This window comes from Pseudooceanicola nitratireducens, assembly GCF_900109195.1.
Taxonomy (GTDB): domain Bacteria; phylum Pseudomonadota; class Alphaproteobacteria; order Rhodobacterales; family Rhodobacteraceae; genus Pseudooceanicola; species Pseudooceanicola nitratireducens.
Genome location: NZ_FNZG01000001.1, coordinates 882,328 through 895,634, shown reverse-complemented (window position 1 = coordinate 895,634; position 13,307 = coordinate 882,328). Strand labels below are relative to the sequence as shown.

Annotated in this window: 11 protein-coding genes; 4 read left to right on the top strand and 7 right to left on the bottom strand. The window is 62.2% G+C overall.

From position 1 onward, the window contains the following. Nucleotides 1–11 precede the first annotated feature (11 nt). From BMX99_RS04165 to BMX99_RS04150, 4 genes are all read left to right on the top strand, one after another. Nucleotides 12–1,619: a peptide chain release factor 3 gene (locus BMX99_RS04165; protein ID WP_093448455.1), complete on the top strand. Its 1,608-nt coding sequence runs from the start codon at nt 12–14 to the stop codon at nt 1,617–1,619. 131 nt (nt 1,620–1,750) lie between these two features. Then, nucleotides 1,751–2,686 (top strand): glycosyltransferase family 2 protein, encoded by a 936-nt coding sequence (locus BMX99_RS04160; RefSeq protein ID WP_093447593.1) that lies wholly within the window; start codon nt 1,751–1,753, stop codon nt 2,684–2,686. Nucleotides 2,687–2,825: 139 nt separating this feature from the next. Beyond that, nucleotides 2,826–4,262 carry a DEAD/DEAH box helicase gene (locus tag BMX99_RS04155; RefSeq protein WP_093447591.1) on the top strand — a complete coding sequence of 479 codons (1,437 nt, stop codon included), beginning with the start codon at nt 2,826–2,828 and terminating at the stop codon, nt 4,260–4,262. A gap of 66 nt (nt 4,263–4,328) precedes the next feature. Then, nucleotides 4,329–4,670: a PilZ domain-containing protein gene (locus BMX99_RS04150; protein WP_093447589.1), complete on the top strand. Its 342-nt coding sequence runs from the start codon at nt 4,329–4,331 to the stop codon at nt 4,668–4,670. Here BMX99_RS04150 and BMX99_RS04145 read toward each other — a convergent pair. From BMX99_RS04145 to nuoK, 7 genes are read right to left on the bottom strand one after another with little or no spacing between them, the layout of a single operon-like run. Continuing rightward, complete coding sequence (locus tag BMX99_RS04145; protein WP_093447587.1) at nt 4,642–6,312, bottom strand: ribonuclease J; 1,671 nt, start codon at nt 6,310–6,312, stop codon at nt 4,642–4,644. The two genes, BMX99_RS04150 and BMX99_RS04145, sit on opposite strands and share 29 nt — an antisense overlap. Beyond that, complete coding sequence (locus BMX99_RS04140) at nt 6,309–7,088, bottom strand: type III pantothenate kinase (protein WP_093447584.1); 780 nt, start codon at nt 7,086–7,088, stop codon at nt 6,309–6,311. Before BMX99_RS04140 ends, BMX99_RS04145 begins: the two co-directional genes overlap by 4 nt. A gap of 16 nt (nt 7,089–7,104) precedes the next feature. Further along, complete coding sequence (locus BMX99_RS04135) at nt 7,105–7,863, bottom strand: biotin--[acetyl-CoA-carboxylase] ligase (protein ID WP_093447581.1); 759 nt, start codon at nt 7,861–7,863, stop codon at nt 7,105–7,107. 4 nt (nt 7,864–7,867) lie between these two features. Beyond that, nucleotides 7,868–9,304 carry an NADH-quinone oxidoreductase subunit NuoN gene (gene nuoN / locus BMX99_RS04130; protein WP_093447579.1) on the bottom strand — a complete coding sequence of 479 codons (1,437 nt, stop codon included), beginning with the start codon at nt 9,302–9,304 and terminating at the stop codon, nt 7,868–7,870. A 12-nt stretch (nt 9,305–9,316) separates the two neighbouring features. Further along, the gene (locus BMX99_RS04125) at nt 9,317–10,873 is read right to left on the bottom strand and encodes an NADH-quinone oxidoreductase subunit M (protein WP_093447576.1); all 1,557 of its coding nucleotides are present in this window, start codon (nt 10,871–10,873) and stop codon (nt 9,317–9,319) included. Continuing rightward, the gene (gene nuoL, locus BMX99_RS04120; RefSeq protein ID WP_093447573.1) at nt 10,873–12,990 is read right to left on the bottom strand and encodes an NADH-quinone oxidoreductase subunit L; all 2,118 of its coding nucleotides are present in this window, start codon (nt 12,988–12,990) and stop codon (nt 10,873–10,875) included. The genes BMX99_RS04125 and nuoL overlap by 1 nt, the downstream gene beginning before the upstream one ends. A 4-nt stretch (nt 12,991–12,994) precedes the next feature. Beyond that, nucleotides 12,995–13,300 (bottom strand): NADH-quinone oxidoreductase subunit NuoK, encoded by a 306-nt coding sequence (nuoK, locus tag BMX99_RS04115; protein ID WP_093447570.1) that lies wholly within the window; start codon nt 13,298–13,300, stop codon nt 12,995–12,997. Between the last annotated feature and the right edge of the window lie 7 nt (nt 13,301–13,307).

Genomic DNA, 13,307 nt, shown 5'->3' with positions numbered 1-13,307 from the left:
ATATGCGCGCCATGCTGGATACGCCTGAAAACCGCCCCGAATTGCCGCCCGAAATCGCGCGTCGTCGCACCTTTGCGATCATCTCGCATCCGGATGCGGGCAAGACGACCCTGACCGAGAAATTCCTGCTGTTCGGCGGGGCCATTCAGATGGCTGGGCAGGTGCGGGCCAAGGGCGAAGCGCGGCGCACGCGCTCGGACTTCATGCAGATGGAAAAGGACCGGGGCATCTCGGTCTCGGCCTCGGCCATGTCGTTCGATTTCAAGACCTTCCGGTTCAACCTTGTCGACACGCCCGGCCACTCGGATTTCTCGGAAGACACCTATCGCACGCTGACCGCCGTGGACGCCGCGATCATGGTGATCGACGGGGCCAAGGGCGTGGAAAGCCAGACCCAGAAACTGTTCGAAGTCTGCCGATTGCGCGACCTGCCGATCTTGACATTTTGCAACAAAATGGACCGGGAAAGCCGCGATACCTTCGATATTATTGACGAAATCCAGGAAAACCTTGCGATCGACGTCACGCCGGCTTCTTGGCCGATCGGGTCGGGTTCGGACTTTGTCGGATGCTATGACATCCTGCGTGACCGGCTGGAACTGATGGACCGCGCGGACCGGAACCGCGTCGCCGAAACGATCGAGATCAAGGGCCTCGACGATCCCAAGCTGGCCGAGCACGTGCCCGCGCATCTGCTGGAAAAACTGGTGGAAGAAGTCGAGATGGCGAAGGAGCTTCTGCCCGCGCTCGACCCGCAATCGGTGCTCGAAGGGCATATGACGCCGATCTGGTTCGGCTCTGCCATCAACTCTTTCGGGGTGAAGGAACTGATGGACGGCATCGCGACCTATGGGCCGCAGCCGCAGATCCAGACCGCCGAGCCGCGTCAGATCCTGCCCGAGGAAAAGAAGGTTTCCGGCTTTGTTTTCAAGGTGCAGGCCAATATGGACCCCAAGCACCGCGACCGCGTTGCATTTGTCCGCATGGCCTCTGGCCACTTCCAACGCGGCATGAAACTGACCCATGTGCGGTCGAAGAAACCGATGACGATCTCGAACCCCGTGCTGTTCCTGGCCGCCGACCGCGAGCTGGCCGAGGAAGCCTGGGCCGGCGACATCATCGGCATTCCCAACCACGGTCAGCTGCGCATCGGCGACACGCTGACGGAAGGCGAAGCGATCCGCGTCACCGGCATCCCGTCGTTCGCGCCGGAGCTGCTGCAATCGGTGCGCGCGGGCGACCCGATGAAGGCGAAGCACCTGGAAAAGGCGCTGATGCAGTTCGCCGAGGAAGGGGCCGCCAAGGTCTTCAAGCCGACCTTCGGGTCTGGCTTCATCGTTGGCGTCGTCGGGGCGCTTCAGTTCGAGGTTCTGGGCAGCCGGATCGAGCTGGAATACGGCCTGCCCGTGCGTTTCGACAGTTCGCAATTCACATCTGCCAGATGGGTGAAGGGCGACCGGCAAGCCGTTGAAAAGTTTGCCGATGCCAACAAGCAGCACATCGCGACGGACCACGATGGCGACATCGTTTACCTGACGCGGCTGCAGTGGGACATCGACCGGGTCGAACGCGACTACCCGGACGTGACGCTGACCGCCACCAAAGAGATGATGGGCTGAGGACTTGCTCCTGCCCCGCGCGCGGTTAAGGATCTGTTCATGACGTTGGAACGTGGTGAACAGATCGTAAATCGCTGTGCGGTGGTGGGTGTTTCCTCGCTTCCAAACGGCTGTTTGCGCGGGATTTCCGCGTGACCTGGGGCGTCGTGTCGACGATCAAGGCGGATCTGAAAACGATCCTGAACTTCGCCGCCTGGCACCTGGAACTGGGTGCGCATCGTTTGTTCATCTATCTTGACGATGATCCTTCGGACGCCTTCGATATCCTTAAGGCGCATCCCCGCATTCGGCCCACGGTCACCGATGCGGATTATTGGGATAAACACGGATCCCGTCCTCGCAAACATCAGGTTCGGCAGGTCCGCAACGCCACCCGTGCCTACCGGAGGCAGGCCGATGTCGACTGGCTTTGCCATATCGACGTGGACGAATTTCTTTTGCCCGAAGGCTCGGTCGACGCGGTCCTCTCGTCCTGTCCTTCGCAGGTGCAAACCCTGCGCATGCGCCCGATGGAAGCCTTGGCGCGGGACGATGGTTACCCCAATCATTTCAAGCGATTGACGCTTGATCGGGCCGCGCGCAGGGACCTCTCGGCTCGGATCTGGCCGACCTACGGAAGCTACCTTGACTGCGGGTTCCTAAGCCATGTTGCGGGCAAGCTGATGGTGCGTACAGGGCTGCCCGACCTCGACTTCAAGATCCACAATGTCACTGTAGGCGGGCAGGAAAACCCCGGCGCGGCCGAGGCCCCCGCCCTGCCCCTTGCCCATCTTCACGCCAAGTCTTGGGAAGATTGGTTAACGCAGTATCGGTATCGTCATGACAAGGGGTCTTACCGGTCGGAGCTTAAGCCCGCGCAGAGTGGCCGCCTGACGCTTCACGACCTTTTCACCACGATCGAAGCGGACGGAGGTGAGGCCGCGCTTAGGGAATTCTTCACGGAAGTCTGCGCAGATACGCCGGACCACCGCGCCCGCCTGTCGGCCCATAATCTGCTTCATCAGGCCAGCCTTCCACTGGATGCCATCCGCGAAAGGCACTTCCCCGGCGCTATTGACAGGCGCTAACGGTTATCAGTTTGACGAAACAGTGTTTTTTCGTTAAATCCGCGTCACTCGGACCAAAGCAGAGTATAGTCTGCGCCAAACGGGCAAATGGTCCTTTCAGCCGCGCGGGCCAAGACGTGTCCGCAAACCACGGATACGCATGACAAAATTCTCTGATCTGAATCTGGACCCGAAGGTCCTGAAGGCCATCACCGAAGCTGGCTACGAATCGCCCACGCCGATCCAGGCAGGCGCGATCCCCCCGGCGCTGGAAGGTAAGGACGTTCTTGGTATCGCCCAGACCGGCACCGGCAAGACCGCAAGCTTCACGCTGCCGATGATCACCCTGCTGGCCAAAGGCCGCGCCCGGGCCCGCATGCCGCGGAGCCTTGTGCTTTGCCCCACACGGGAACTGGCGGCACAAGTTGCCGAAAACTTCGACACTTACACCAAGCATCTAAAGCTTACCAAAGCCCTGCTGATCGGTGGCGTGTCCTTCAAGGAACAAGAGGCGCTGATCGACCGCGGCGTCGACGTCCTGATCGCTACCCCCGGCCGTCTACTGGACCATTTCGAACGTGGTAAACTTCTTCTCACCGGCGTCCAGATCATGGTTGTCGATGAAGCTGACCGCATGCTCGACATGGGCTTTATCCCTGATATCGAACGGATTTTCAGCCTGACGCCCTTCACCCGGCAGACGCTGTTCTTCTCGGCCACGATGGCACCCGAGATCGAGAGAATTACCAACACCTTCCTGTCTGCGCCGACGCGCGTGGAAGTGGCGCGTCAGGCGACCACCTCGGAAAACATTGAACAGGGCGTGCTGCTGTTCAAGGCGTCGCGCAAGGATCGCGAAGGGTCCGAAAAGCGCCGCGTGCTGCGGGATCTGATCGAAGCGGAAGGCGAAGGCTGCCGCAACGCGATCATCTTTTGCAACCGCAAGACCGACGTGGATATCACCGCCAAGTCGTTGAAAAAGTACGGCTATGACGCGGCCCCGATCCACGGTGACCTGGATCAGTCGCAGCGGATGCGCACGCTGGATGGCTTCCGTGAAGGCACGCTGCGTTTCCTCGTCGCCTCGGACGTGGCGGCGCGCGGGTTGGACATTCCGAACGTGAGCCATGTGTTCAATTTCGACGTTCCCGGCCATGCCGAGGATTACGTGCACCGCATCGGCCGCACCGGTCGCGCCGGTCGCAAGGGCAAGGCCGTGATGATCTGCGTACCGCGCGACGAAAAGAACCTGGCCGACATCGAAGCCCTTGTGAAACAAGAGATTCCCCGGCTTGAAACCCCTGGTCGTCCGGCCACTTCGGCGGCGGAAGACGCCCCCGAGGCCGCGAAGGAAGACAAGCCCAAGCGTAGCCGCAGCCGGTCGCGCAAATCGGCGGATGCCCAGCCCAAGGACGCGCCCCAGGAAAAGTTTCAAGACAAGGTTCAGGAGAAATCCGAAGCCCCTGTTCAGGCGGAACACTCCAAGCAGGAGCGTGGGCGCCGCCGTGGTCGCGACAATGACAACAAGGTTGTCGGCATGGGCGATCACATGCCCAGCTTTATCGCGCTAAGCTTTGAAGAGCGCCGCGCAGGCTGATCTTCAGCGAATCTTCAGACATCTGCGTCAAACTTTGCCCATCCGGGCTTAGTTTGGCGTGGTCTGATGGCACTTGCAGCACTTGAACATGCAGTAAATCGAAGGCGTTTCGACCGTTTACGGGTCAATCTGCCCGGCGACCTGGCCTTTGGCCCAAGGTCGACGCCCGTGGTCGTGCTGGATCTGTCGCTTGGCGGTGCCCGGATCGAACTTCCCCTGCCCGCCCGCGCCTATGACATGCCAGCCCTAAGCGTGCTGCGAATCGAGGATGTGCTGGACCAGCGGGTGATCTTCCGGTGGTCCAGGGATCGTCAGCTTGGGGTGGAGTTCCGGTCCCCCGACCTGTCGCGGACGGGAATAACCAGGGTTCTCGACCAGATCAGGTCAGGCGGCTTACGACCACCGTAACCTCGGGTTTCTTGCCGATTTCGTTCTGGGACGACTGGCGCACGATGCGACGAAGGGATTCTTCAATCTTGTCGTCATCGGTCAGCGTAGCCGGGCCGGCGCGGTTCAGGAACTGACCAAGGTCTTCTTCAAGCACGTCGCGCAGGGGCGCATGCGACCGGCCAAGTTCGGGAAGGCCCATCAGGTCACACCAGGGATCGCCCAGGGGTTCGTCCTGTTCATCCAGAACGACCGTCACCGTCACATGGCCGTTCAGCGCCATGCGAATACGATCACGGATCACGCCATCCAAGGCGCCGACCTGGACAGAACCGTCCAGATAGGTGCGGCCGGTTTCGACGTAATCCACCACCTCGGGCGCATTGCCGGAAAGGGATACCATGGTGCCATTCACAGCCAAGACACCCTTGCGCCGTTTCTGTTCCGCCAGTTTCGTGTGCTGGCGCAGATGACGGTGTTCGCCATGCATGGGCACAACGATCTGGGGATTCACGATATCATGCATCCGTTCCAGATCCGGGCCATTTGCGTGCCCGGACACGTGATAGAGCCCCGAGGTATCATCGACCACATCCACCCCGATCTCGGAGAAGTTGTTGATGATGCGGATGACTTCCTTTTCGTTCCCCGGGATCGTCTTGGAGGAGAAGAGGAAGGTGTCGCCCTCTTTCAGCTCGATCCCCAGGTGCTTCCCACGAGAGAGAGAGGCCGAGGCCGCGCGGCGTTCACCCTGCGACCCGGTGACGATCAGCATCAGGTTCTCGCGCGGGATGTTCTTGGCATCCTCGGGCGACACGACGGTCGGGAAATCGGACAAGACGCCGGTCTTGATCGAGGCTTCGATCATGCGGCGCATAGCCCGGCCCAGAAGGCAGATCGACCGCCCCGCCGCCTGCCCCGCGTGGGCCAGCGTGCTGACCCGCGCCACGTTCGATGCAAAGGTCGTGGCGACGAACATGCCGGTGGACTGGTTGACCAACTTGGTGATCTCGGGGCCGACGATGACTTCGGACCGGCCGGGGTAAGTGGTGAAGACGTTGGTGGAATCGCAGACCAGCGCGCGCACGCCAGGGGCCGAAACCTCGCGCCAGAGGTCTTCGTCAAATGGGTCGCCAACCACCGGATCGGTGTCGAGCTTGAAGTCGCCGGTGTGGATCACCCGGCCCTCTGGGCTGTCGATCACCAGCGCAGAGCTTTCGGGGATCGAATGCGAAATCGGCAGGAAGCTGATGTTGAAAGGCCCGGCCTTGATCTGATCCGGCCAGGCATTCGCCACCGTCACGGCATTGTCGCCGATGCCGTATTCCGCCAGTTTCCCGCGGGCGATATTCGCGGTGAAGGCGCGGGCATAGACCTTGGGGCCGCCCAGGCGTTCGAACAGGTGGCCGATCGCGCCGACGTGGTCTTCGTGCGCGTGGGTGATAAACACCGCCTCAAGCCGGTCGCGCCGTTCCTCAAGCCAGGAGATATCGGCAAAGATTAGGTCCACGCCGGGCGTGCTGTCCATGTCGGGAAAGGCGACGCCGATGTCGACAAGGATTAGCCGTTCCTTCCCCGGCGCGCCGTAGCCATAGACATAGGCGTTCATGCCGATTTCCCCGGCACCGCCGAGGGGGAGATAGATCAGCCGTTCAGTTGTCATGCATTACCCTGTTCACGGTTGTAGTCGTAGATGATCCGAAGTCCGTGGATCGTCAGGAATTCATCAAATTCGTCGTAGAGCGTATCGCCCTGCCCGAACAGAGGCGCAAGGCCTCCGGTCGAAATAACCTTCATCGGCTGCGCATATTCATCCTGAATACGGTCGCAGATGCCGCGCACCAGGCCGACGTAGCCCCAGAAGACGCCCGATTGCATGCAGGTCACAGTGTTGGTGCCGATCACCTTCTGCGGTTTGGTCACGTCCACATGCGGCAGGGCGGCGGCCATTTCATGCAGCGCCTGCAGCGACAGGTTCACGCCCGGCGCGATGACCCCGCCGACATAGGCCCCGTCTTCGGCGACCACGTCAAAGGTCGTGGCGGTGCCGAAATCCACGACGATCAGGTTGCCGCCGTATTTGTCGAACGCCCCGGCCGAGTTCACAAGCCGGTCGGGACCGACCACGGTGCCTTCGTCCACGCGGGGCTGCCGGGGCAGCAGGCATTCAGGCTTGCCCACGACCAGCGGGCGGCAGTGGAAATAGCGATCCGACAGGACGCGCAGGTTGAAGACGACGCGCGGCACCGTGGTTGAGATGATCACGGCGTTGATGTCCAGAGGGATCCGGTGGTGCGACAGCAGCGTCGACAGCCAGACGTAATACTGATCGGCGGTGCGCTGGTGTTCGGTCGCGGTGCGCAGCGTGCACAGCACCCGTTTCCCATCCAGGATCGAGAAGACGGTATTCGTGTTGCCGCAGTCGATGGCAAGAAGCATGAGGGCCCCTCCGGGTTCAGAAGAAGATATCGGCCGCAGCGACGGCGCGCTGGCCCTGCGGGGTGGAAAGGATCAGCTGGCCGTGGTCGTCGATGGTGTCGAACACGCCCTGGAATTCCTCGGCCCCGGTGCGGGCGGTGATCGTGTCGCCCAGGTGCGCGGCGCGGTCCAGCCAGGCGGTGCGGATCGGGGCGAAGCCATAGGTGACAAACTGCGTCTCGTAGCGGTCGAAAGCATTGGCCAGAAGGGTCAGGAAGTCCTCGGGCGTGACGTCGCCGCCGGCCTCGCTTAGCGCAACGGGGCGCAGGGCGCGGGCCTCGACCTGGTCGGGCTGCGGCGCGGCGGCCAGGTTCACACCGATCCCGATCGACGCGGCGGTGACCAGCCCGCCGGATTGCAGCGTTTCCAGAAGGATACCGGCCAGTTTGCCTCCGTTCAGCAGGACGTCGTTCGGCCACTTCAGGCTCAGCCCTTCGGGGCGGCCGGTGGCCAGGACACAGGCATCAAACAGCGCCAAGGCGGTGGTGAAGCTGCGCAGGGCGATACGGTCTGGGCGGTCCGTCGTCGGCAGGATCAGGTTGGCGGCGAAATTGCCCGGGGGCATGGCCCAGGGTCGGCCCCGCCTGCCCCGCGCCGCGGTCTGGTCCAGCGCCAGGATCCAGGTCGGGCGCGTGACGCCGGCGGCATGCCGGCGCTGCGCTTCGTTCAGGGTGCTGTCGACGCTCTCCAGCACGATGCGGTCATGGCCTTGCGGCCATGACAGGACGTTGCTCATCTTCTTAGTTCACCAGCGAAGCGGCGGCCGCCTGGGCGATGCCGTCGATGCCGAACAGGTTGACGATCCCAAGGACCATCACCGCGGCCGAACCCATCAGAAGCCCCCAGAGCAGAGGCGAGCGGGCGGTGTCGATCTGCACGCCTTCCTGGCCGAAGTACATGAAGAAGACGATCCGCAGGTAGTAATAGGCCCCGATGGCCGAAGCAACGGCCGAAAGCGCCACCAGCCACACCAGATCGGCGGCAATACCCGCCTGCCAGACGCCCAGCTTGGCGAAGAAGCCCATCATCGGCGGCACACCTGCCAGCGAGAAAAGCAGCACCAGCATGGCCAGTGCCCGCGCCGGATCCTGCTTCGCGTACAGGTTCAGCGCCGAGATATCGGTGACCGGTTCGCCTTCGCGCTGCATCGACAGGATGAAGGCAAAGGTGCCGACGTTCATCGTCACGTAGATCGCCATGTAGGTCAGCATGGCACCGACGCCCTGTTCCGTCCCGGCGGCCAGGCCAATCAGCGCATAGCCCATGTGGGCGATCGAGGAATAGGCCATCAGGCGCTTGATGTTGGTCTGGCCGATGGCGGCGATGGCGCCCAGGAACATCGACAGCACCGACAGAAGCGCCACGATCTGCTGCCAGTCCGCGACCAGCCCGCCAAAGGCGTCATGCATGACACGGGCAAACAGGCCCATGGCCGCAACCTTGGGCGCGGTAGCAAAGAAGGCGGTGATCGGGGTCGGCGCGCCCTCGTAGACGTCGGGGGTCCACATGTGGAAGGGCACGGCCGAGACCTTGAAGGCCAGACCGGCCAGCATGAATACGATCCCGAAGAGCAGACCCAGGGCCGTCTGGCCTTCGCCTGCCGCGGCGACGATGCCGCTGAACAGCGTGGTGCCGGCAAAGCCGTAGACCAGCGAGGACCCATAAAGCAGCAGGCCCGAGGACAGAGCGCCCAGCACGAAGTACTTCAGCCCGGCTTCGGTCGAGCGGACGGAATCGCGGCGCAGCGAGGCGACGACGTAAAGCGCCAGCGACTGAAGCTCGAGCCCCATGTAAAGCGCGATCAGATCCCCCGCAGAGACCATCATCATCATGCCAACGGCCGAAAGCGCCACCAGCACCGGGTATTCAAAGCGCAGGATATTACGACGCTCCATATACTCCTGCCCCATGACCAGGACGACGGCCCCGGACAGAAGCAGCGTCACCTTGGCAAAGCGGGCAAAGGCGTCATCGAGGAACATGCCGCCGAAGGCTGCATTCGTGCCCTCGCCCGTCAGGGCCATCCACAGGCCGATCAGCGCCATGACACCGGCGGTGATCCAGGTCAGCGCGGGCGCTGTGCGGTCCTTGCCGGTATAGACCCCGACCAGAAGCGCCAGCATGGCAAAGACAGAGAGCAGGATCTCGGGGAGGATGATATTCAGATCGGCCGACATCGGCAGGCTCCCTTAATGCGAGGCTGCGGTGGCCATCTGCGCATCGCCCAGGCGATCCGCTGCGGCCAGCGCGGTTGTGTGGTCTGCGATCAGGGCCTCGACCGAGGGCCCGATCACGTCGGTGACGAGGCTGGGGTAGACGCCCAGCAGAAGGGTCATGGCGACAAGCGGGGCAAAGATCCACCGTTCGCGCGAGGTCATGTCGGTGATCGACTTCAGGCTTTCCTTGATCAGGTCGCCCATGACCACCCGGCGATACAACCAAAGCGCATAGGCCGCCGAGAAGATCACGCCCGAGGTCGCAACCAGCGCCACCCAGGTGTTGACCTGGAAGATCCCCATCAGGGTCAGGAATTCCCCGATAAAGCCAGAGGTGCCCGGCAGGCCGACATTGGCCATGGTGAACAGCATGAAGATCAGCGCATAGGCCGGCATCTTGTTCACCAGGCCGCCATAGGCCTCGATGTCGCGGGTGTGCATCCGGTCGTAGATCACGCCGACACAAAGGAACAGCGCGCCCGAGATGAAGCCGTGGCTGATCATCTGGAAGATCGCGCCGTCGATGCCCTGTTGGTTGGCGGCAAAGATACCCATGGTCACATAGCCCATGTGCGCAACCGACGAATAGGCGATCAGTTTCTTCATGTCCTCCTGCACCAGCGCGACGAGGCTGGTGTAGACGATGGCGATGGCGGACATCCAAAGAACCAGCGGCGTCATCACGTCCGAGCCCACGGGGAACATCGGCAGAGAGAACCGCAGGAAGCCGTAGCCGCCCATCTTCAGCAGGATCGCCGCCAGAACGACGGACCCGGCGGTCGGGGCCTGAACGTGGGCATCCGGCAGCCAGGTGTGCACCGGCCACATGGGCATTTTGACCGCGAAGCTGGCGAAGAAAGCCAGGAACAGCACGGTCTGCATGCCGCCGATGATCTGCACCCCGAGGATCGAGAAGGTTTCAGACCCGAAGTCATGCGCCAGAAGCGTCGGGATGTCGGTCGTGCCGGCGTCGGCATACATGGCGACCATGGCCACCAGCATCAGGACCGAGCCCAGGAAGGTGTAGAGGAAGAACTTGAACGACGCATAAATGCGGTTCTGTCCGCCCCAGATGCCGATGATCAGGAACATCGGGATCAGCCCGGCCTCGAAAAACAGGTAGAACAGAACCATGTCCAGCGCCATGAAGACGCCCAGCATCAGCGTTTCCAGCAGCAGGAAGGCGATCATGTATTCCTTGACCCGCGTCTTCACCCCCCAGGAGGCGGCGATGGTCAGCGGCATCATGAAGGTGGTCAGCATGACAAACAGGACCGAGATCCCGTCGATGCCCATCTTGTATTTCAGCCCCATCAGCCAGTCGCGTTCCTCGACGAACTGGAACCCGGTGTCGGCGGAATTGAAGCCCGCCAGGATGAACAGCGAGATCAGGAAGGTCAGAGAGGTCGCGATCAGCGCCACCCATTTCGCATTGCGCTGCCCGGCGGGGTCATCGCCCCGCAGGAAGACCGCAAGGATCAGCGCGGCGATCGCAGGCAGGAAGGTGGTGATCGAAAGAAGGTTGCTCATTATTCCGCCCCTCCGCCGATCGTCATCCAGGTCACCAGGACCGCGATGCCGATCACCATGGCAAATGCGTAAGTGAAGATGTAGCCCGACTGCGCCCGGCCCGCGAGCCGCGTGAAGAAGGGAATGATGCCCATGGCCACGCCGTTGATGCCGCCGTCGATGGTGTTTTGATCACCGCGTTTCCAAAAGAACTTGCCGATCCAGAGAGCCGGACGGACGAAGAGGAAATCGTAGATCTCGTCAAAGTACCATTTGTTCAGCAGGAAGTTGTAAAGCGGCCCGAAGGTTGCCGCCGTGCGCGCGGGCATGGCCGGGTTCCAGATGTAGAACCACAGGGCGATCAGAAGGCCGATGATCATGGCGATGAAGGGGCTGATCTTGACCCAGGTCGGGGCATGGTGCGCCTCGTCCATGACGTGGTTGTCGGGGGCCATGAAGATCGCGCCCTCGGGGGCCATGCCGTGGCCAGCATCGGCGTGACCGGCGTCAGCGTGATCACTCAGCGCGGCGTGCTGCTCCTCCGCCCCGGACGTGGCGGCGTCGCCATGCGTGTCCGTTGCGCCATGGTCGGATGCCTCGGCATGGGCCGGGATGCCGAAGAAGGCGTTGACCTTGTTGTGGTCGCCAAAGAAGGACCCGTACCAGATCATACCCGAGAAGACCGCGCCAAGCGCCAGCACACCAAGCGGCACCAGCATGACCGTCGGGCTTTCATGCGCGTGGTCATGGGTGTGCTTGTCGCCGCGGGCCTCACCGTAGAAGGTCAGGAAGATCAGCCGCCAGGAATAGAAGGACGTCATCAGCGCCGCGATCACCAGCATCCAGAAGGCATAGCCCCCTGCGGTGCCGGCCCAGGCGCTCTCGATCACCGCGTCCTTGGACAGGAAGCCGGCAAAGCCGATATGGGTCAGCGGGATGCCCACCCCGGTGATGGCCAGGGTGCCGATCATCATCGCCCAGAAGGTATAGGGCAGTTTCTTGCGCAGGTTGCCATAGTTCCGCATGTCCTGTTCGTGGTGCATCCCGTGGATGACCGACCCCGCGCCAAGGAAGAGCATCGCCTTGAAGAAGGCGTGGGTGAACAGGTGGAACATGGCGACCGAATAGACGCCGACGCCCGCCGCCACGAACATGTAGCCCAGCTGGGAACAGGTCGAATAGGCGATGACGCGCTTGATGTCATTCTGCACCAGACCGACGGTTGCGGCGAAGAAGGCCGTGGTTGCGCCCAGGAAGGTCACGAAAGCCATGGCCTGGGGCGCATATTCCATCAGCGGCGACATGCGGCAGACCAGGAAGACGCCCGCCGTCACCATGGTTGCGGCGTGGATCAGCGCCGACACCGGGGTCGGACCTTCCATCGCGTCGGGCAGCCAGGTGTGCAGGATCAGCTGGGCCGATTTGCCCATTGCGCCGACGAACAGCAGGAAGGCCAGCAGGTTGGCGGCGTTCCAGTCGCGCCACAGGAAGTGCAGCTGGGTTTCCGCAAGACCCGGGGCCGCGGCGAAGACATCGTCGAAGGCGATGCTGTCGGTCAGGTAGAAGAGGCCAAAGATGCCAAGCGCAAAGCCGAAGTCGCCGACGCGGTTGACGATAAACGCCTTCATCGCCGCGGCATTGGCCGAGGGCTTGCGGTAGTAGAAGCCGATCAGCAGGTAGGATGCGACACCCACGCCTTCCCAGCCAAAGAACATCTGCACCAGGTTGTCCGAGGTCACCAGCATCAGCATGGCGAAGGTGAAGAACGACAGGTAGGCGAAGAAGCGGGCGCGATAGCTGTCCTCGCCGTCGCGGAAGTTGTCGTCGTGGGCCATGTAGCCGAAGGAATACAGGTGCACGAGGGCCGAGACGGTCGTCACCACGATCAGCATGATCGAGGTAAGGCGGTCCAGCCGAATCCCCCAGGAGGTCGAGAGCGAGCCGGATTCAATCCAGCGCAAGATTTCAATGTGCTGGGTTTCCGGCCCGTGGGACAGGAAGGTGATCCAGGACAGAAGGCAGGCCAGGAACAAAAGGCCCGTGGTGACCCACTGGGCCCCCTTGATCGTGATGATCCGCCAGCCGAAGCCCGCGATCAGCGCGCCGATCAGCGGCGCGAAGAGGATGATGGATACCATGGGGTCAGCCTTTCATCACGTTGACGTCTTCGACCGCGATCGTGCCGCGGTTGCGGAAGAAGCAGACGAGGATTGCCAGGCCGATGGCCGCCTCGGCGGCGGCGACGGTCAGCACGAAGAGGGTGAAGACCTGACCCGCCAGGTCGCCCAGAAAGGACGAAAAGGCCACCAGGTTGATGTTCACCGCCAGCAGCATCAATTCGATGCTCATCAGCAGGATGATGATGTTCTTCCGGTTGAGGAAGAGCCCGAAGATGCCGATGACGAATAGCGCGGCGGCTACTGTCAGGTAATGTTCGATCCCAATCATGTCCCTC